The sequence below is a fragment of the Clostridium sp. FS41 genome, assembly GCF_000954015.1.
Lineage (GTDB): Bacteria > Bacillota > Clostridia > Lachnospirales > Lachnospiraceae > Enterocloster > Enterocloster citroniae.
The window spans coordinates 268,416-288,116 of sequence record NZ_JYHN01000061.1 but is presented as its reverse complement, the minus strand read 5'-3'; the positions used below and the strand labels follow the sequence as shown (position 1 = coordinate 288,116).

Below are 19,701 nucleotides of genomic sequence, written 5' to 3'. Positions count from 1 at the left end.
ATCACACCACCAATCCGTATCCATTAATCATCTGTTCCAAATCCACCTCAGCCTCCATTGCGCCTTCCATTAGCCCCATGAGCCTGACGATCCCGTCATAGCCAAACATGCCTGCGTCATTAAACAGATCCGCCACATGCCTGGAGCCGGCCAGGTACGCCCCTTCCACACCGATTCCCAGGCTGTACTCCAGCCTGCGGGAAAACAGCACGGCGCGGTGATGTTCAGGCTGGCAGATCTCCACCTTGGGATGATTCCGTACCAGCCATTCCATATGTTCCCTGTCAAAGGGCATACAATCCTGGGCTTCCACCCGTGTCACCTGAAATCCGTAAGTAAGGAGCGCTTTTGCCATGCCAAAGGGCTGGACCGTGGCGGACGCATCAATGATGACAGGAATATCCCCCACCCTCCGCCGCGCCCTCTCCACTGCTTTTAAAGCCCGTTCCCTGGCCGGGGCAAAGTCAAAGCAGTCCTCCGCATCCGGGGCAAGCAATTGCTTCAGCCTGGCATAGCCCCCCTCAATCTCTTCCATATCATAGGATACCGGAATAAAGACCCAGGGAATCCCCAGGCGTTCCTCCATCTGCCCGGCGGCCTGCCTTCCGGGCGGCCCAATCACAAGGTTGGCCCTGCTTCTGCTCATCTCCTGGTACTGTTCATATACAGTGTACCTGGAAATGTGGCGCAGTTCTCCGGCTCCGTATGTATTAAGGAAGGGGTAAAGTTCACTGGACAGGGCAACCGGCTCCAGGTTTCCCACTGCGTTTACTCCGCTGTCCCGGTCCTGTGCCGGCTCCAGAAGGCTGTACAGATTATTCTGGATAGATACGGGAGGCGGTGTTTTGGACCCCAGGGAAATGGGATTCATGTGGCAGACCCGAAACTGTATGCCGGGATAACTGTTTCCCAGCTCCTCCAGCAGTGCCTCGTGGTCTGTCCCGATGAGATCGTCCAGGCAGCTCACAAAGATAAAAAATACCTTTGGCTGTTTTTTCAGGGCCTCCAGCACATTCTTTACAGCCTCCGGTATCAGCGGGTCATATCCATCCACAATATCGCTCTGGCTGACATACAGGTAAAAAAGGCGGTCCTTCAGCCCCTGTTTCATGGCCCCTATTGCCCCATGCCTTCCGCAGGCACTGGGACATACAAACAGCTGTACGCTTTCCGGCGCCAGCATCCCGATCCTCACAACGCCCCAGTCTCCGTGACCCGGGGAAGAATAGTGAAGGGTATTTTCAAAGCAGCAGCTCATACTCCCGTCACCTCCAGTACCTTATCGGCCAGCGCCTGGTAGCAAGCTGCCATAGGGCTGTCCGGATATGCCTCTATCACTGTCATGCCCTGGTTTTCCGCCAGCTGTACCGACCGGTCCCGGGGCACGATGTGGAGGATCCCTGTTCCGTTCTCCTCCGCCGCCAGGCGCACCCGCTCGTCCTCCCCCTCCACATTTCTGGAGTTCTGGATAAAGCCTGCCAGCTTTGCGTAACCCCTTTTCCCGAAATTGCGGATGGCGTGGGCAATATTGTCAGCCGCAAACAGAGCCATCATCTCCCCGGATGTGACGATCATCACATGGTCCGCATACCCGCCCCGTATGGGCATGGCAAATCCTCCGCAGACCACATCCCCCAGCACATCATAAAAAACAACATCCGGCCGGAACACCTCATATGCTTCCAATTCCTCCAGTTTTTCAAAGGCAGTAATGATGCCTCTTCCCGCACATCCGATCCCGGGGGTGGGGCCCCCTGATTCCACGCACACAATATTTCCATATCCCCGAAATGCAATATCCTCCAGGCTCACCGCCTCTTCTTTCTGACGTATCTGGTCAAGTACGGTGGGTATCTTTTTTCCCGCCATCAGGTTTTTCGTGGAATCAGCCTTGGGATCACACCCGATCTGCATAACGCGCAGGCCCCGGGCTGCCAGAGCCGCGGACAGATTGGATGTGGTGGTGGATTTTCCAATTCCGCCTTTTCCGTAAATTGCTATCTTCTTCATGGTTTTCCTCATTGTCCCTTCATTGTTATAGAAACATCTTTGCAGGTCAGCTGCAGCAATACAGTATGTCTTCCAGTTCCTTCCGGTCCAATATCCTGATCCTCCCGTGCTCCTGGCTGATCAGTTCCCGGTTCTGGAGCAGGGCCAGCTCCCTGAACAAGGAAGCGCGGCTGATTCCCAGTACGGATGCCAGTTCCTCCCTGGATTCCTCCAGACATACTTCCCCATGGCATTCCGGCTGCATCAGCAGGTATTGAATCAGCTTTTTCCTGCCCGACTGCATTGTAAGAAATTCAATGCGGCGGATCAAGAACTGCATTTTCCGATTACAGACGCCCGCATAGCGGATCGCCAGGGATCCGTTGGCTTCCATTGCCTCGATCAGCTTTGATTTTGGGATCATCAAAAGCGTGGTGTCGCTGCGGCATCTTAAGACCGTGGGAAGCTCCGTATCCGTAAACAGGTTGATGATCCCGAAGCAATCCCCTCTTTTTAACTGCGAAAGCAGGATCTCGCGCCCGTCCAGGGCAATGCTGTACACATCCACCCGGCCCGAAACAACGAGTCCCAGAATTTCCTGCCCTTTCTGCCTGTCACTGATGATCTGCCCTTTGTGACATTTCCTCACCTTCATACAGTCAGCGGAAAGCCCGCTGTCACGGAGCAGGGAAGAGGCACAAACCGCCTCCTGGATTTCTTCCTGGCACATTGGTCCTCCCCTCCTTATAGAGTGCGATATGGGTTAGTTATGATTTACTCTAATTAGTTTAAACTAACCAAAATAGTAACATACCGCCATTTAAATATCAAGAAAAAAAATTCTCTATAAGGTCTCACCTGATACTGACGGAATCCATGCCTTCTGGTATGCTGTTTTCCAATTAAAAATGAAAGAAGGTACCTGACATGCCCCAGAAAACCATTCTTTTCTCCGGCTCATCTGCTGTGGGAAAGACGTCCGTGCTCCGCACCCTCCTTCCCTATATGCGGGAGAAAGGGGAATCCCCCATGGTCTGCAAGATCGACTGCCTGATGACAGAGGATGCAGCGCTCTATCAAAGCATGGGGATCCCGGCAGTCTCAGGAATCAGCCGGGACATCTGTCCCGACCACTTTCTGGTGTCCAATCTGCCGGAACTGTGGGATTATGCCGACCGGCAAAACTGCAGTCTTCTCTTTATTGAGACAGCCGGTCTCTGCCACCGGTGCTCCCCTGCCACGGTTCATTCCATTGCAGGCTGCATCCTGGACTGCACGGCCAGCTGCCGCGCTCCCGGGCAGCTGGGTCCCATGCTGCTTCAGGCGGATTTTATCGTCCCAACCAAAACCGATATGGTATCCCAGGCTGAACTGGAGATCATACACTGGAACCTGAAGGAGCTGAATCCAGGCGCCAGGATCTTTCCCGTGGATGCACTGGCAGGCTACGGTGTAGAATTCCTGGGGGACTGGCTGCTGTCCCTTCCTGACAGCGCGGGCTTTGAACATGACTGCCTGCGCCACACCATGCCGGCCGGTGTCTGCTCCTACTGCGTAGGGGAACAGAGGGTGGGCAGCTCCTTCCAGCAGGGTGTGGTGGGGAAAATCGACTTTCAGGAGGTATTGTGATGAACCAGTTAACCATCCATCCCGGCCGCGGAAAGGATCAAAGGCCGGAAGCATTTGCCCCTTTGGTCCTGGGACCCGGAGATCTGTGCGCGGTGGCAGGCAACACGGGGTCAGGCAAAAGCAGACTGATCAAGGATATCGAACAGCTGGTAAACGGGGAATCCCCAACCGGAAGGCGTATCCTCTTAGACGGCAAAGCCGTGCCATTTGGAAGCCGCCAGTCCGTCTCCGGCCGGCTTGTGGCCCATCTCTCCCAGAGTATGCGGTTTGTGCTGGACCTGACGGTGATGGACTTTCTGGCTCTTCACTGCCGCTGCCGGGATCAAACCGGCCTGATGCCCAAACAAATTCTGGACATGGCCAATACCATCACACCGGAACCTGTGTTTTCCTCTGACCACCTGAACCTGCTCAGCGGGGGGCAGAGCCGGGCACTGATGATTGCCGACATTGCGCTGGTGTGTGACAGTCCGGTAATACTGATCGATGAAATAGAAAATGCCGGGATCGACAAGAAAAAAGCCCTGCACCTGCTCACAAACAGTAAAAAGCTGGTGCTCATCGTCACCCATGACCCGCACACGGCCCTGATGGCCCGCAAAAGGATCATTATGGATAACGGGGCTGTCCGGGCCGTGCTTGCACGCACCCCTGAGGAGACCCGGCTGTTTGCTCGTCTGGACCAGGTGTATGAGGAGCAGATGCTCCTGCAGTCCAGACTGCGGAAAGGAGAAACCCTTATATGATCAAGATCCAACTCTACTGGAATAATATCTGTATCCTGCACAGGCAGGAGCTTGTTTTTTTAGACCGGATCCGGTCCGATCTCAGACAAAAGGGGATTGACCTCAATGTCCGCTGTTTTGGTCTGGGATATTCCCACCATATGTCCGAATACCTGATGGAGCCGGAAGCAATCCTTCCCGATATTGTGGTGTCCGCTGATTTGGAGGTCTTTGAGGACCAGAGGATCTACATCCGTCTCGCAGAGTCAGGCCTGCACCCCCTGGCGAACTGCCTGCCTGTAAAACAGGCGGAATGTGTCCGCCGGCTGCACCGCAGTGACTGCCTCCTGCCCTATTTGGCAATCCCCCTGGTGTTTTTTGCGGACAGCCGTAAATTCGGAGGCAGCGATTCCATCTGCCTGGACCAGCTGGTAAAGGAGGGATACCCTCTGACCTTTGGGGGTGTGGAAAATTCCGCGGCCAAGACCGTGGTAAAGACCATCTGGGAATCCTGCGGACCGGACAATGCCAGACGTTTTCTGTCCAACTGCACCGTGACCCACATGCCCATACAGGCATTTCAGAGTGTGCGGACAGGGGAAGCCGCCCTGGCACTAGTCCCCTCCGTGTATGCGCTCCGTGCGGACGGCAGGCAAAAAAAGGCATTCTGGCCCGCAGACGGAGCCGTGGCCGTGCCCTCATACATATGCGCCAGGAAGACCATACCGGAGGATGCCGCCTTAACTGTGATCAATGCGCTCCGGGCTCCGCAGATCAGTCATTTCTATGTGAATAACGGCTGCCTGATCAGCTGCAGTCCCCAAAGTCCCAAGGATATCTGGATGTCTGATTCAGGTCTCCTGCGCCTTCCCTCTCCCGGCTTCCTGGAAACCCTGACCGCCGGATCCTTTTATGAGCTGTATCGAAACTGCCTGGGCACGGAGACAGCGACATCGGCCTGAAGATAGTTTCGCCGCCCGGGACCAAGCTGGCATAATACAGAAAATTCTGGTACAATGGAACAATGGCGGAAGGTACAGCTGTCAGAACCCAATGTTCAGCCACGCTCTGGTGCATGATCTACGGTATCGTCAACATAACAGCAGCCACAAAAAGGGATTCCCGGATGCCCCGGGCATCCCTTTTTTATACAATCCAACGGCCTGGGCTGTCCCCCATCGGCCAAGGCGGATTCAACATACAAGTGTCATATCATACAAGAAATCCCGTCCAAACCGTGATACACTTACCCGTAGCCGTGATACGCCCGCCATAGCCATGATACCCCCCGTCATAGCCGCGGGACACTGCCTGAAGCTGCGGGACACTCATCATAGCCCATAGCGCCAGTATTCACAGCAGATCAGATTACGTCAGGAGGAACATCAAATGTTACAGGAACAAGAACAGCGCCATGTGCACTATGACCGCGACTTGGAAATAGAAGCCTATCAGCTGAGCGGAATCGTACAGAAATTCCCCAACCATTTTCATGATTTCTACGTCATTGGGTTTATTGAGGGAGGAAAGCGTCATCTCTGGTGCAAGAACCAGGAATATGATGTGAGTACCGGGGATCTGCTTCTGTTTAATCCCAGGGACAACCACTGCTGCGGACCGCTGGACGGGGAGCCCCTGGATTACCGTGCCGTGAACATCAATCCCCAGGTGATGGAGCGGTTTGTTAAGGAGATCACCGGAAAAGACTTTAAACCTTATTTCACACAAAATGTGGTTTACCGAAGCGAGATCGCCCGGTCCGTGGCCACTCTTTATGATTCCATTCTCAGGCATGCGGCCAGGTTTGAAAAGGAAGAGACCATGTTCTTTCTTCTGGAACAGGTCCTTCAGGAATACGCCTCCCCCTTTGATGAGGAAGCCGTATCCCGTCCCAACCCGCAGATCCAGTCCCTGTGTACTTATATGGAGGAGCATTTCTCAGAAAATATCTCCCTGGATGAGCTTACTGAGATGACTACCTTCGGCAAATCCTACCTGCTGCGGTCTTTTACCAAACAGGTGGGCGTCTCCCCCTACCGTTATCTCCAGACCATACGCCTGGACAAGGCCAAGCATTTCCTGGAGCAGGGGATCCCGCCCGTGGACGCTGCTGCCATGGCAGGCTTTTCGGACCAGAGCCACTTTACCAACTTTTTTAAGGAATTCATCGGGCTGACACCCAGACAATATCAAAAAATATTTTCAGATCCATCAGAACCGGCCAAGCCGGAAAAGGAGCCGCGTCATGAACTATGAAAAAACACCCGCCGGCCATCTGGCCGCATTTGTCACCATCCTGATCTGGGGGACCACCTTTATTTCCACCAAGGTGCTTTTAAGATCCTTTTCCCCTGTGGAGATCCTGTTTATCCGTTTTATCATCGGATACCTGGCCCTGTGGATGGTGTGTCCCGGAAACCTTGTCCTGGATTCCCGGAAACAGGAATATCTCTTTGCAGCAGCAGGCCTCTGCGGCATCACCATGTACTATCTTCTGGAAAATATCGCCCTCACCTTTACACTGGCATCCAACGTGGGCGTCATCATCAGCATTGCACCCTTTTTTACAGCGATCCTCAACTGCCTGTTCCTGGGCGGATCCAGGCCGGGAAAGCGCTTTTTTACAGGCTTTCTTCTGGCCATGGCAGGCATCTGCTTCATCAGCTTCGGAAGCAGCGCGGCCCTGTCCATCAACCCCGTGGGTGATGTCCTGGCAGTGGCTGCCGCTGTCATATGGGCCGTCTATTCCACCCTGACAAAAAAAATAAGCGCCCTTGGCTACGGCACGATACAGACCACAAGGCGCACATTCTTTTATGGAATTTTATTCATGGTTCCCGCAATCCTAATCATGGACTTTCATGTTACCCTGGACCGGATCATAAATCCCCTGAACCTCTGCAACCTTTTGTTCCTGGGGCTGGGCGCATCCGCCCTGTGCTTTGTCACCTGGAACCTGGCCGTAAAGCTGCTGGGTTCCGTAAGGACCAGCGTGTATATCTACATGGTTCCGGTCATTACCACGGTCAGCTCCGCCATCATATTAAAAGAGCCCGTGACCATAACCGCTGTCTGCGGCATCCTGCTCACGCTGGCAGGACTCTTTTTGTCGGAGCGCAGGTCCTAGAGCGCGCAGTCAGCTTCTACGCCTGCATGACCCGCTGGATATGTATGGCCAGAAATCCCCTCTCCTCCGGCGCCACTTTAACGCCCAGACGCTGTTCCATATTTTGGCAGACATGGTCTGCCGCCTCATAGGTCCTGGGGAAACTTTTCTTTGCATAGTCCTCCATATCCAGATTGGCCCGCTCCCCTTTTCTTGTCCGGGCTATCATATAGCGGATATGGCTCACAAGCCGGTTATATCCCAGGGTGTCCGAAGCCAGGCCGAAGTCCATCTCTTTCTCAATCAAACGGATGCTGTCCTGCACCAGCCTGGCGACCTCCATGGCTGCTGCCACATTCTCCCTGGAAAGCCCGGCGTGGATGTGCAGGGTAATATACCCCACCTCATCCTCGGATATACTGACTCCTGTCAGTTCCTTTATGATCCCGATTCCCTCCGTGGCGGCCTGGTATTCCCCGGCAAAGAGCGCCTTTATATCATACTTAAAGGGATTGGGCAGCTCCCTGTTCTCCCTTGCCCGGCTTACGGCCAGGGCAATATGGTCCGCCATGGGGATCAGGATATCGTGGCTTAAAGGACCCATGGCAGACTCGGCCGCCTCAATGATCCTGCCCGCAGCCTCAATGAACACAGGGTCTATGCTGTTCACCTGCTGCAGGGCCGATGCCTGTCTGCTCACCAGCTCATACCGCTTCGCCTCCCCGGGAGATTCCATCCGCTCACCGGTCTTATGCCCAAATCCAATGCCGTTTCCCAGAAGAATGACTTCCCGGCCGGATTCCCCGTCCAGAACCAATAATCCATTATTATTTAAAACCTTTATTACTCGGTACATAAAAATCCTCCCTGACAGGACCGATCCTTTTATTTCGTACTCATCTCAGCTTCCATTATACATAAAATCCATGAAAACATCTACTTGCAGGAAGGATTTTTATGATCTGGCCATCAGTACCAGGCGATTTCTTCCAGTGCCTTTACATCTCCAGTTTTTTCCATGTGGATCTCCTGCCCTTCCTTCAGGCCGGTAAACACTGTCATACATGCGTCTGAAGCCGCGTGTTTCCTGATAAATTCCAGGTCAAACTCCATCAGCTTATGGCCCTTTTCCACCTTTTGTCCGTCCGTGACAAAGGTTTCAAATCCCTTGCCGTCAAGTTTTACCGTATCCACGCCCACATGGATCAGATACTCCATGCCCTGGGCATTCCTAAGGCCAATGGCATGCTTGGACGGGAACACAAACACCACCTCACAGTCCTCGGGGGCTACCACCTGGCCGTCCGAGGGAATGACCATGTATCCATCCCCCATGGCCCTGCTGGCAAATGCCTCATCCGGAGCCTCCGTAATGGGGGCCGCTGTTCCGTTAAATGGAGAAAGAAGAATGCGGCGGCCTGTGTGTGGAATGTTGTCCTGATCAGGGCCTGCATCCGGCGTCCGGTCCGGGCTGCCGCCTTCCCCGTCATGCTTCACGCTGTCCTTACCGCCATTGTTTTCACTGCCGCCGTAAAGAGCCGTCTCCTTTATCTTTGGCGCATGCTCCAGATAATGCTCCAGATTGGCTTTGATCACCGTCACGTTAGGCCCGTAGATCACCTGTATGCCCTGGCCCTTTTTGATTACTCCCACCGCTCCGGTGGCCTTTAACAGCTTCTCATTCACCAGCTCCGGGGTATCCACAGAGCACCGCAGACGGGTGGCACAGCAGTCCACAGAAGTGATATTACCGGCTCCTCCCAGACCTCTTGCAATGGCTGCGCTGGCCTGGTCCTCATCCTCTCCGGCTTTGCCGCCATCCCCTGCACCTGCAGACTTTCTGGCATTGACGTCCGCTTTGGTGTACAGCTTTGTCTCCTCATCTTCTTCCTCCCTGCCCGGTGTCTTCAGGTCAAACTTCTTGATCAGGAAACTGAAGATAAAATAATATAAAAGGAAATAGATCACGCCCACAGGCAGGATCCTTATCCAGCTGGTCTTTGCATTTCCCTGAAGGATGCCGAATATGAGCAGGTCCAGGAAGCCTCCTGAAAATGTCAGCCCCACCGCGATGTTCAGGATATGGGCGATCATATACGCGCTTCCGGCCAGGATCACCTGCACTACAAACAGCATGGGCGCTACAAACAGGAAAGAAAATTCAATGGGCTCCGTGATACCGGTGAGCATACAGGTCAGGGCCGCTGAGAGCAGAAGCCCGCCCGCTGCCTTTTTCCGCTCCGGCTTTGCGCATCTGTACATGGCAAGGGCAGCGCCCGGCAGGCCGAATATCATAAAAATAAACTCACCGGAAAAGTACCGTGTTGCGTCCGCACTGAAATGTACCACATCCGGGGATGCCAGCTGGGCAAAGAATATATTCTGCCCGCCCTGGATCAGATTCCCGTCCACCACCATGGTACCCCCCACGGCGGTCTGCCAGAAGGGCATATAGAACACATGGTGCAGTCCAAAGGGGATCAGGGAGCGCTTGACGATTCCGAAGATCAGGGTTCCCAGATAACCGGTCCCCGTTACCAGGCCTCCCAGGGCATAGATCCCGTTCTGTACGGCCGGCCATATAAAATACATAAGGATTCCCACTCCCACATATACCACGGTGGAGATAATGGGTATGAACCTGGAACCGCCAAAGAAGGAAAGTGCATTTGGGAGCACGATCTTGTGATACCTGTTGTGAAGCGCCGCCACACCCAGGCCCACGATAATGCCTCCGAACACCCCCATCTGGAGCGTCTGCATCCCAAACACGCTGGCAACCGTTCCCTCCAGCACATCCGCCGCAACACTTCCGTCCGGCAATACCTTGCCCGTGATGGTAAGCACCCCATTGATGGATACGTGCATAACCAGAAATGCGATCATGGCTGAAAGGGCTGCCACCTCTTTCTCCGCCTTTGCCATACCAATGGCAACTCCCACCGCAAAGATAATGGGCAGGTTGTCAAAAATAACGCTTCCGGCCTTGCTCATAATAACCAAAAGAGCGTTTAACATGGTTCCGCTTCCCAAGATTCCCTGCAGTCCATAGGTTGCAATGGTTGTCTCATTGGTAAAAGAACTGCCGATCCCCAAAAGCAGCCCGGCCACGGGCAGTACTGCAATGGGAAGCATAAAGCTGCGGCCCACCCGCTGAAGTACACCAAATATCCTGTCTTTCATTTTCCATTCTCCTGTCTTTTTTCATTCTTTCTTTATTCCGTGTCCTGATCATACAGGCATCAGCCATAACCTTCCTGCTGCCGGCAGTATGGGCGGCACCCGATATGTACAGTATTGACCACACAAAGCATTACCCATACACATCACATGATCCGCACATGCAAAAAAGGCATTAACCATAAAGAACACTGCTTCCAATGTTCTTTCATAGTTAATGCCTGCATTACCAGTAACACGCTCTCTTTTTAATTGCGCATTTAGTATAAACAATATCCTATCAAAATGTCAATGAGAATTGTGCAACAAAATCCTTGTATGTTTTTGTACATCTTCACCAAATGCTGCGTGTTCGTTACTCAGCCCTTTCCACCGTGACAATCACATACTCACAGTGTTTGCTGGTACGCACAGGATATGCCCAGCCGGCAATCCCCGAGGATACGATTACCTGCAGATGGTTCATCATGCGGTATCCATAGTTCAACTCCACCATCCCCGTCCCCTGGCTGATAAGGCCGGATGGCCAGATCTGCCCCGCATGGGTATGGCCGGACAGCATCAGGTCGCAGCCGGCACGGTCTGCTGCCTCCAGTTCACAGGGCTGGTGATCCAGCAAAAGGATGAACTTGTCCTGATTCATATCTTCTGTCAGTTCCTCTATGCTCTTTCTCCTCCCTCCCCTTGGGAATGAACGGTCATCCCGCCCAACCACCTGAAGTCCGCCGGGAAGTTCCGCCTTCTGGTCGGCCAGGATCCGGATCCCGGCGTTCCTGACCGCGTCCTCCAACTGCTCTGCGGTAAAATTCGGATTGCCTGCATAGCGTGTTTTGTCATGGTTTCCATGAACAAAAAATGTACCCATGGGACTTTGGATGGAACCAAGGATTCCCATGGCTTCCTCCATCTGCTCCCTGGTGGTCCCCTCATCCACCATATCCCCGCACAGAACCACCATATCCGCTGAAGCGTCCTGAATGATATCCGCATACTCCCGAAGCTTTTTTGCTCCCATAGTGGTGCCGTAATGCAGGTCGGAAACCAGGGCGATCACATATCCCTGGTCTCTGATGTCTTTCTCTGTTTTTATGCGGTAATCGGTCCGGATCACATGGTTCATATTCCAGTACCCGTATCCCACCGTCAGGGCAGTGCACAGGATCGGAATAATCCCGCAGCGGTAAAGACCGTCCCATCTGTCCGGGCTGTTTTCTTCCCCTAAGGCAGTCTTCCGGCGGCCGCTCATCTGCCGGTCTGCCGTCCTGCGTCTTCCCCTATGACGGCCCGCCGGCCTGCGTTCTCCCATATGACGGCCCGCCGGCCTGCGTTCTCCCATATGACGGCCTGTCAGCCATCGGATAACAGCATGCACCAGCTCCATGCAAAGGGCAAAACCAAACAAATGCAGCATCACAATTGCCCAGATACTGCGCATATTAAGGGTTAGAAGCGCTGCCCCGCCTGCGCAGAAGCCTGACAGCAGTCGTGTGGCCGTATCCCCTTTCTTTTTCCTCAGCCAGCCGATCATACGCCTGAAATAAACATAAAAATACACGCCGATCACTGCCAGCACCCCAATGAGAATCCCTATCCATATCATACGTACTTCCAGCCTCCTTTAGTGAAGTCCCGTCTCCGCTGCCCCTCACTGCTTACCGGTTTTATAATCCTCCACCTGTATCTCCAGATCCTTCTGGTACTTCCTGTCCATATCATGTCTGGCTTTCCTGGTCTTAACACTGTCAAAGATAATGGAGAAATCATAGTCCTCAGGATACAGCTGGGAAGCCTTTACCCTGAGTTTTAAACGCTTATAGTTCACCATACGCTTTTCTCCCTTGACCTGTACCAGAACATTTCCCATCAGATCTGCCGGCTTTACCACGATTCCCGGTTCCCCGGTGGATTCCACGCTTACGCTGTCTCCCCGTGAAAAAACACCGGACACATCCTTTGATTCCGTCTTTCTTTTAATGGGTGTAATCCCGGGCACATAGATCCTCTCCAGTTCTTCCCCGCCCGGGTGTTCCAGGTCCAATTCTTTATTCAGGCTCTCCTTTACCTGGCCGTACGCCTCTCCCGCCGCCACTTTCAGCATATGGGCCGGCATTCCAAGACGTTTTGCAATATAAAGAGCACAGCTGTCCCCCGATTTTCCCATCTCCAGCCCATAAAGCGGCTTCAGATTTTCCCTGTCAAATGCCATCCTGGCGCTGATGATCTCCCCATGTCTCCTGGCATAGGATTTCACCTCGGGATAATGGGTGGTTACCAGGTACAGGCAGCCCCGATGGCGCAGTTCCTCCAATATGGCAATGGCAATCCCCATGCCCTCTGCCGGGTCGGTGCCGGACCCCAGTTCATCCAGGATCACAAGGCTGTCTCCGGTGGCCCGGCGCAGTATGTCCAGCACATTGGTTATATGGGCTGAAAACGTGGAAAGATTGTCCTCCATGTTCTGCCCGTCGCCAATGTCACACAGGATCTGATTCCTCATGGCCACATCCCCATAGGAACAAGGCAGGTGCAGGCCGCACCCCGCCATCAGCGTAAAAAGCCCTACTGTTTTAATGGCAACCGTCTTCCCCCCCGTATTGGGTCCGGTTATGATCATTCCACGGCTTTCCCCGCCCATCTCAAACTGCAGGGGCACGTTGGTTTCCGGCGGGAGAAGGGGATGCCTGGCGTCCCTCAGGCAGATACGCCCCTCTGTGTTGACCAGCGGTTCCCTGGCGTCCATCTGCGCGCTGAGCTTGCCCTTTGCAAAGATAAAATCCAGTTTAGCCAAGGTATCCAGGTTGCCTTTTAGGGCTTCCTCCTCATTTGCGATCAGGTCCATGAGGGTATAGAGGATTTTCCGCTCTTCACAGTCCTCCTCTATCTTCAGCGTATCATATTCGTCCTGGAGCCTGGCCACGGCCTGTGGCTCAATGAACACAGTTGCACCGGTGGAGGAACTGTCCACCACACTGCCCGGGATCATGGATTTATATTCCCGCTTTACCGGCAGACACAGCCTGTGGTTTCTTGTAACCACAAACCCTTCCGTCATGTATTTTTTCTGTGATTTCAGCAAGGACTCTGCCTTTTCCTTTATCTTTTCCTCCAGGACCGACAGTTCCCTGCGGATATCCCTGAGAGTGCCTGAAGCATGGTCGTCAATCCTTCCGCCGCGGATGGATCTCTGGATCTCCTCCCTGAGTTCCGTCAAAGGCATCAGGTTATCGCTGTAATAGGCAGCCGGGATGCGGTGCTCCCTGCCCCGTTCCAGATATGACTGCATTCTGCCCACCGCGGTGAGGAACAGCCCGATCTCCTCCATCTCCTCTGCCAGCAGCAGTTCGCCAAGAACCGCCTTTTCCAGTAAATGTTCTGCCTGCTCCATCATGGGAAGGGGCGGATTTCCCAGCAGATCCAGCATCTGTCTGGCCTGGGTGGTATCCCTCATCTGTCTGCGAAGCTCCCCCTCCTCCAGGTATGGGCTCAAAGCCCTTATGCGCTCCTTTGCCATGGGAGAGTTGGCATATTCCTCCAATTGTTTTAATATCTCTGTGAATGCTAATGCTTCAAATGTTTGATTGATTACAGCTGTCATTGTATCTGTCTTTCCCTTCTATTCTTTCAGTTATACGGTTCAAGAAAATAAAGTAACAGTTCAGGACAGCGGAAAAATGAGTGCAAAGGCGGCGCCAAGCTTGCTTATAAGTCCGTTTTTGCACCTATTTTCACATCAGATGTCCTAAACAATTACAGAATAAAAATGGAAAATAAAAAACCCATGGACATCCACCAACAGGCTGTGTCACATAGGTACGTTCTAAGGCATGTCCAAACATTGCTGTCAGACACGCCGCCACTCTATATGGTCATCTGTCATGGATAAAGGTACAAAAACAATGCCCGTATCCACAATGGGACCGCAGCCTGCTTTGTACACCATAGATTCATTATCTTCCACAAACAGACACAATTAACAAAAAAACGCCTCGCTTTCAAACTCTTTATGGTACAGATAATATCAGATCATGGCAAAAAGGTCAAGCAGTAATTTCTTCCAGACAAATTTCCGTTCCAACCCCCACTTCCTCCACCAAAAGCCGCTCCATCATCCTGGCCTTTGCCTTTAGGGACACGCAGTGGCAGGGATACACGGTTCCCACCCGTGCCTTTTTCATGAATTCAATGGTCTTATCCAGCCGGTTATCCACATCAAAGAGATGAAATCCGCCCAGTATCCCCACAATCCTGGATTCTCTGCACACGTTCCTTGCGTAATCCACAATATTGCATACCCCGCTGTGGGAACACCCTGTGACAATAAACAGCCCGTCCTTCAGCCTGCACACCAGGGCCGAATCATCCTCCAGCCGGTCCCCCTGCCATCCATTCGCGCACCTGCGCAATCCGATCTCGTCCCGGCCCTCAAATTCAAGCTTCCTGGGTATCTGTCCCAGGAACACGCAGTCCTGTCCGCCTTCTGACAGATCCCATGGCTGAACGGCAGGTATGTATTGAAACCTGTTCTCAATATCCCCAAGGGAGACGGGAGCACCCACCGGCTCATGTTCCACTGCCTTGGCCTCAAAGCACCCCGGATGGGCCACCAGCCGTACCCAGGGCGGAAGGTCTGATTTCAACAAATAAGCCAGTCCGCCTGTGTGGTCATTATGGCCATGGGACAGCACAATATGGGTCAGGCTTCTCAGATCGATATCCATGGCTTTGGCGTTTGCAAGGAACACATCCGAGTATCCCGTATCAAACAGGATCCGTTTCCCATTCATCTCAATATAATAGCAAACAGCTGGTTCCCCCACATAATAGCGGTCAATGAGCGTGTTATTATCCACTACGATCCGTATCTTCAATCTGCATCCTCCACTTTCGGATATTACACTTTATTCCATCCGGATTTCTCCATACACATCCTATTTTACATCAGAACCGTGACTCCCTCCTGATGCTCCAGCACCTGTCTCATCACCTCCAGGAATCCCGCCGCATGGGCAGGGCTCCGGCCCTTTTTTATCAGATAATAGATCACAGACTCCGGCGGACCGTCTTCCATCTCATACAGGTTCAGCCCCCCTCTGTCCTTTGCCTGATCCGTCAGGATCCTGGCAATGTACTCCGGAACAATGACCCAGCATTCTTTTTCGCGGAGAAAATACTCCATCAGTGACATCTGGTCCAGCATCACCCTGGGGCGCACGCGGGGACCAAACCAGTAATCATGCCACAAGTCATATTCAGGATCCCAGGGAAGCCGTATCTCTTTTTTTGGATCAAGGCTTAGGGGACCGGGACTGTGCTCAAAGCTCTGCCGGGTTGCCAACACCATTTTTCCCTTAAATGCAGGCACTGTCTCCACAGTGTGTGAAAACATATCATCGGAGATCAGGGCCAGATCCATCTCCCCGCTCTCCACATAACCGTAACTCTCCAGGGAATGACAGTGATGAAAATTCAGGGAGCAGTCCGGTCTCAGCTCCATAAAGCGCTCCAACACGTTTGGAAGCAGGTATGTGCTCACACTTCCCACGGATGCGATATGAAAGGTCCTGCTCCGGTCCGGATTGCCCAGTTCCCTGCTTTCATTCCAAACTGTTTTCCATTTTTCAGCAAGGGAAATAAACGCCTTTCCCTGGGATGTAAGTTCTATGCTCCTCACTCCCTTTTTGCGGACCATAAGACTGTACCCTAGCTCCTGCTCCAGGGCATGGATGCGGCGGCTGAGGGCCGGCTGGGTCACATAGAGCTTCTGGGCTGCCGCCGAAATACTTCCGGTCCTTACAATAGCTAAAAAAGCCTCGATCTCCAGTTCTGTCATCCCAACCTCCTAGTTTATGGTTAAAATATAAATACTTGTTTATATTTTAACCACAAATTAGGCATTTTACAATCATTCATTTTCCTTTTATCCTTAAAGAAAGGAAAATAACTGGTGAAAGGAATCATTTCCATGAAGAATCTGACCTCAGGTAACATTCAAAGACAGCTGGTTTCACTTGCGCTTCCCCTTATTATGGGAAATATCCTGCAGCAGTTTTACAACACCATTGATGCCCTGGTAGTGGGACGATATGCGGGTCCGGCTGCCTTTGCAGCCATCGGAGTGTCCGGTACCGTGATGAATCTGTTTGTGTTTGTCATCAATGGATTCTGCACCGGCATATCCATTATCCTTGCCCAGTTTTACGGATGCGGGGATCAGAGGAGTTTCCGAAGGGAGTATTTTACCTCCCTTGTATCCGGAGCAGCGTTTACAGCTGCCCTCAGCCTGTCCGGCATCCTGCTTCTTTCCCCCATACTCCGCATGATCCGTACTCCCGGCGAAGTGGCCGTGCTGGCCCGTACATACCTGATGGTCATATTCGGCGGACTGGCCGCCACATTTCTCTATAATTTCTGCAGTGCGGTGCTCCGCGCGGCAGGCGATACCAAGGCCGCCCTCCTGTTTCTGGCAATTGCAGTCTGCTTCAACCTGGCACTGGATCTGCTGTTTGTGGCAGTACTTGGCACAGGGATTCCCGGTGCTGCCTGGGCCACCATCCTGTCCCAGGGTATTTCCGTGGTCCTCTGCCTTCTCTATATAAAGTGCAAAGCCCCGGACCTGATGTTCTGCCGTGAGGATGCCGCCGTGGACCCGTCACTTCTCAAACGGACATGGGCCTACTGCTCCGTGACGGCCATCCACCAGTCCAGTGTTTATATCGGAAAAATGCTGGTACAGGGTTCTGTCAATACCCTGGGCACTGATGTGATCGCTGCCTATACTGCCGCAGGAAGGATCGAGGGATTTGCCAATTCCTTTGGCGACAGCGGTTCTGCCTCTGTCTCGGTATTCATTGCCCAGAATATAGGGAACAGGGACAAAGGAAGGGCCAGAAAGGGATTTCTAACCGGCGTTTCCATGCTGTCAGGCATGGGCGTACTCTGCTCCCTTATCATGTATCTCACCGCATCCTTGGCCATGTCCTTTATGCTGGGTACGGGTCAGGGAACAGCGTTCTCAGAGGGGACCGGCTATTTAAAAGTCATCTCCTGCTTTTATGTCCTTTGTTTTATAGGCAATGGCCTGGTGGGATACTTTGAGGGGAACGGACGGGTCACGGTCCCCATCATCGGAGCCACCATGCACATCACCCTGAGAGTTATCCTTTCATGGCTGTTTGTCCGATCCGCCGGGTTAAACGCCGTGGCCCTGGCCACCGGCATCGGATGGCTGCTGGCAGTTTCCCTGTGGTGGGTCGTCTATCTGGTATCTCCCGGCCCCGCCCGCCGCTAAGGGGTTTTAATCCACCAGCTTATCCAGCTCTTTTACATGCTCCGTCTCATTGGAGTTTTTGTGTTTTGCCTTGGAAGCGTATAGATTGACCGCTGCCTGGGATTTCTTAATGGGCTGCATGGTTCCTGCCCCTGCCACGCATCCGCCCGGACAGGCCATGCCTTCCAGCAGGTATCCGTTGTATTTCCCCGCCTTAGCCATGGTCAGAAGTTTCCTGCACTCTTTTAAACCCTCTGCGTTGGCAATCTTGATCTCCCTGTCCGGAAAACGCTTATGGATCACATCCACCACGGATCTGGCCACACCGCCTGACACGGCAAAGTTACGTCCATCCATAGACGCATCGTTAACGCCGTCCGGATCCTCCTCCATTTTTTCCACTTCCAAATGCTTAGCGTCAAATATTCCGGTCATTTCCTCAAATGTCAGGACAAAGTCCACATCGCTTCGTATATCCGTCCTCATGGCCTCCAGCTTTTTAGCCGCACACGGGCCAATAAAAACCACCTTTGCATTTTTGTGGTGGCGCTTGATCAGCCGCGCGGTCAGGGTCATGGGGGTCAGCGCCATGGAAATACAGTCCGCCTGTTCAGGGAACAGCTTCTTTGCCATCATGGACCAGGCAGGGCAGCAGGATGTAGCCATAAATGGCAGCTTTTCCGGTACCTCCTGCATAAAATCAATGGCTTCCTGGGTGGCACACAGGTCAGCCCCCACCGCCACCTCAAAAACGTCCGCAAACCCAAGGGCCTTCATGGCTGCACGCAGCTTTCCCGGCGTTACCTTTGGGCCAAACTGTCCCACAAATGCAGGCGCCACCGCAGCATACACGCGCTCTCCCGACTGGATGGCCCGGATCACCTGGAATATCTGGGACTTATCCGCAATGGCTCCAAAGGGGCAGTTTACAAGGCACATACCGCAGGATACGCATTTATCATAATCAATGTCCGCCTTACCGTTTTCATCTGAATGGATACAGTCCATTCCGCAGGCAGCCGCACATGGCCGTTCCTGCACGATAACGGCATGGTAGGAGCACACCTCAGCGCACCGGCCGCACCTGATGCATTTATCCTGGTCAATATGGGAACGGCCATTGGAACGGTCAATACTAACCGCATCCTTTGGACATACCTCCACGCAGGGGTGGGCCAGGCAGCCCTGGCAGCCGTCTGTCACAACCACCCGCTTCTCATGGCAGGCATTGCAGGCAAACTTGATCACATTGATCAGCGGCGGGGTATAGTATGTCTCAGACTGGTCCGCCGCTCCGATATTATCCGATATCGGAGCAGACTCGGCCGCGCTGCGGTAGGGGAGTCCCATGGCCAGCCTCAGCCTTTCCCCCACAATGGCACGCTCCAAAAAAACATCATTGCGGAATTTTCCCACCTCCCCCGGTATGATCTTATAGGGAAGTTCTTCAATCCTCTTGTCCACCGGCCACTCCGTATGGTAAGCCATACGCGCCACTTCCGTGAATATCCTGTGTCTGATTTCCTGTATACGTGTCTCTACGCCTCTCATGCGCGCCTCCTTATGATATCTATCGGTCCTACCCTCAGTGGACAATGGCACATACGCCCCGGAATCACAAATCTGTGGTGCAAAACCGTGCGTCCCCTTGTCCACTGAGGGTATGGTTTCCCGTACTATTATATCCTCATTCACACATCTCAGTAATACAGTACCGATTATATATGATAAGAAAGCAATTGCAAGCAAATTAACTGCTTTTTAACCATTGTTTCCAATTTAAAGCATTGGCACACCTGTGATTC

General features: G+C 53.0%; 16 protein-coding genes. 6 read left to right on the top strand and 10 right to left on the bottom strand.

Annotation, left to right across the window (positions count from 1 at the left end):
* Nucleotide 1 precedes the first annotated feature (1 nt).
* The 3 genes from CLFS41_RS15885 to CLFS41_RS15875 are packed head-to-tail and all read right to left on the bottom strand — an operon-like array spanning nt 2 to nt 2,719.
* On the bottom strand, nt 2–1,258 hold the full coding sequence (locus CLFS41_RS15885) for a nitrogenase component 1 (RefSeq protein WP_007860986.1): 1,257 nt from the start codon (nt 1,256–1,258) through the stop codon (nt 2–4).
* Nucleotides 1,255–2,010, bottom strand: coding sequence for a nitrogenase iron protein NifH (locus CLFS41_RS15880; protein WP_007860988.1), 756 nt, complete (start codon nt 2,008–2,010; stop codon nt 1,255–1,257). Before CLFS41_RS15880 ends, CLFS41_RS15885 begins: the two co-directional genes overlap by 4 nt.
* A 46-nt stretch (nt 2,011–2,056) precedes the next feature.
* On the bottom strand, nt 2,057–2,719 hold the full coding sequence (locus tag CLFS41_RS15875; protein WP_007860990.1) for a Crp/Fnr family transcriptional regulator: 663 nt from the start codon (nt 2,717–2,719) through the stop codon (nt 2,057–2,059).
* Between the two features lie 197 nt (nt 2,720–2,916).
* Here CLFS41_RS15875 and CLFS41_RS15870 point away from each other — a divergent pair, with 197 nt between their 5' ends.
* The 5 genes from CLFS41_RS15870 to CLFS41_RS15850 all read left to right on the top strand — a co-directional run bounded on the left by CLFS41_RS15870 (nt 2,917) and on the right by CLFS41_RS15850 (nt 7,470).
* Nucleotides 2,917–3,618 carry a GTP-binding protein gene (locus tag CLFS41_RS15870; protein WP_007860991.1) on the top strand — a complete coding sequence of 234 codons (702 nt, stop codon included), beginning with the start codon at nt 2,917–2,919 and terminating at the stop codon, nt 3,616–3,618.
* Nucleotides 3,618–4,364, top strand: a complete 747-nt coding sequence (locus CLFS41_RS15865; protein WP_007860993.1) for an ATP-binding cassette domain-containing protein — start codon at nt 3,618–3,620, stop codon at nt 4,362–4,364. Before CLFS41_RS15870 ends, CLFS41_RS15865 begins: the two co-directional genes overlap by 1 nt.
* Nucleotides 4,361–5,305 carry an ABC transporter substrate-binding protein gene (locus tag CLFS41_RS15860; RefSeq protein WP_045092813.1) on the top strand — a complete coding sequence of 315 codons (945 nt, stop codon included), beginning with the start codon at nt 4,361–4,363 and terminating at the stop codon, nt 5,303–5,305. The genes CLFS41_RS15865 and CLFS41_RS15860 overlap by 4 nt, the downstream gene beginning before the upstream one ends.
* A 427-nt stretch (nt 5,306–5,732) precedes the next feature.
* On the top strand, nt 5,733–6,599 hold the full coding sequence (locus CLFS41_RS15855; protein WP_007860997.1) for an AraC family transcriptional regulator: 867 nt from the start codon (nt 5,733–5,735) through the stop codon (nt 6,597–6,599).
* The gene (locus CLFS41_RS15850) at nt 6,589–7,470 is read left to right on the top strand and encodes a DMT family transporter (RefSeq protein WP_007860999.1); all 882 of its coding nucleotides are present in this window, start codon (nt 6,589–6,591) and stop codon (nt 7,468–7,470) included. The genes CLFS41_RS15855 and CLFS41_RS15850 overlap by 11 nt, the downstream gene beginning before the upstream one ends.
* Before the next feature lie 16 nt (nt 7,471–7,486).
* On the opposite strand, the gene CLFS41_RS15845 is transcribed toward CLFS41_RS15850, so the two are convergent.
* The 6 genes from CLFS41_RS15845 to CLFS41_RS15820 all read right to left on the bottom strand — a co-directional run bounded on the left by CLFS41_RS15845 (nt 7,487) and on the right by CLFS41_RS15820 (nt 16,459).
* A complete protein-coding gene (locus CLFS41_RS15845) occupies nt 7,487–8,305 on the bottom strand; it encodes a PRD domain-containing protein (RefSeq protein WP_045092812.1) in 819 nt (272 codons plus the stop codon).
* Nucleotides 8,306–8,418: 113 nt separating this feature from the next.
* Nucleotides 8,419–10,632, bottom strand: a complete 2,214-nt coding sequence (locus CLFS41_RS15840; protein WP_007861004.1) for a PTS transporter subunit IIABC — start codon at nt 10,630–10,632, stop codon at nt 8,419–8,421.
* 352 nt (nt 10,633–10,984) lie between these two features.
* Complete coding sequence (locus CLFS41_RS15835; protein ID WP_045092811.1) at nt 10,985–12,229, bottom strand: metallophosphoesterase; 1,245 nt, start codon at nt 12,227–12,229, stop codon at nt 10,985–10,987.
* Nucleotides 12,230–12,274: 45 nt separating this feature from the next.
* A complete protein-coding gene (locus CLFS41_RS15830; RefSeq protein ID WP_347468543.1) occupies nt 12,275–14,224 on the bottom strand; it encodes a DNA mismatch repair protein MutS in 1,950 nt (649 codons plus the stop codon).
* Between the two features lie 442 nt (nt 14,225–14,666).
* Entirely contained in the window at nt 14,667–15,497 is an 831-nt protein-coding gene (locus CLFS41_RS15825) for an MBL fold metallo-hydrolase (RefSeq protein WP_045092810.1), read from the bottom strand.
* Between the two features lie 65 nt (nt 15,498–15,562).
* Nucleotides 15,563–16,459, bottom strand: a complete 897-nt coding sequence (locus CLFS41_RS15820) for a LysR family transcriptional regulator (protein WP_007861011.1) — start codon at nt 16,457–16,459, stop codon at nt 15,563–15,565.
* Nucleotides 16,460–16,573: 114 nt separating this feature from the next.
* Here CLFS41_RS15820 and CLFS41_RS15815 point away from each other — a divergent pair, with 114 nt between their 5' ends.
* A complete protein-coding gene (locus tag CLFS41_RS15815; RefSeq protein ID WP_242856883.1) occupies nt 16,574–17,917 on the top strand; it encodes an MATE family efflux transporter in 1,344 nt (447 codons plus the stop codon).
* Between the two features lie 6 nt (nt 17,918–17,923).
* On the opposite strand, the gene CLFS41_RS15810 is transcribed toward CLFS41_RS15815, so the two are convergent.
* A complete protein-coding gene (locus tag CLFS41_RS15810) occupies nt 17,924–19,447 on the bottom strand; it encodes a 4Fe-4S dicluster domain-containing protein (protein WP_007861015.1) in 1,524 nt (507 codons plus the stop codon).
* Nucleotides 19,448–19,701 lie beyond the last annotated feature (254 nt).

Coding starts and splice junctions, on each gene's coding strand:
- CLFS41_RS15810 (WP_007861015.1), bottom strand. CDS start 19,447: ATGAGAGGCGTAGAGACACGTATACAGGAAATCAGACACAGGATATTC.
- CLFS41_RS15835 (WP_045092811.1), bottom strand. CDS start 12,229: ATGATATGGATAGGGATTCTCATTGGGGTGCTGGCAGTGATCGGCGTG.
- CLFS41_RS15875 (WP_007860990.1), bottom strand. CDS start 2,719: ATGTGCCAGGAAGAAATCCAGGAGGCGGTTTGTGCCTCTTCCCTGCTC.
- CLFS41_RS15885 (WP_007860986.1), bottom strand. CDS start 1,258: ATGAGCTGCTGCTTTGAAAATACCCTTCACTATTCTTCCCCGGGTCAC.
- CLFS41_RS15830 (WP_347468543.1), bottom strand. CDS start 14,224: ATGACAGCTGTAATCAATCAAACATTTGAAGCATTAGCATTCACAGAG.
- CLFS41_RS15840 (WP_007861004.1), bottom strand. CDS start 10,632: ATGAAAGACAGGATATTTGGTGTACTTCAGCGGGTGGGCCGCAGCTTT.
- CLFS41_RS15865 (WP_007860993.1), top strand. CDS start 3,618: ATGAACCAGTTAACCATCCATCCCGGCCGCGGAAAGGATCAAAGGCCG.
- CLFS41_RS15880 (WP_007860988.1), bottom strand. CDS start 2,010: ATGAAGAAGATAGCAATTTACGGAAAAGGCGGAATTGGAAAATCCACC.
- CLFS41_RS15845 (WP_045092812.1), bottom strand. CDS start 8,305: ATGTACCGAGTAATAAAGGTTTTAAATAATAATGGATTATTGGTTCTG.
- CLFS41_RS15870 (WP_007860991.1), top strand. CDS start 2,917: ATGCCCCAGAAAACCATTCTTTTCTCCGGCTCATCTGCTGTGGGAAAG.
- CLFS41_RS15855 (WP_007860997.1), top strand. CDS start 5,733: ATGTTACAGGAACAAGAACAGCGCCATGTGCACTATGACCGCGACTTG.
- CLFS41_RS15860 (WP_045092813.1), top strand. CDS start 4,361: ATGATCAAGATCCAACTCTACTGGAATAATATCTGTATCCTGCACAGG.
- CLFS41_RS15820 (WP_007861011.1), bottom strand. CDS start 16,459: ATGACAGAACTGGAGATCGAGGCTTTTTTAGCTATTGTAAGGACCGGA.
- CLFS41_RS15850 (WP_007860999.1), top strand. CDS start 6,589: ATGAACTATGAAAAAACACCCGCCGGCCATCTGGCCGCATTTGTCACC.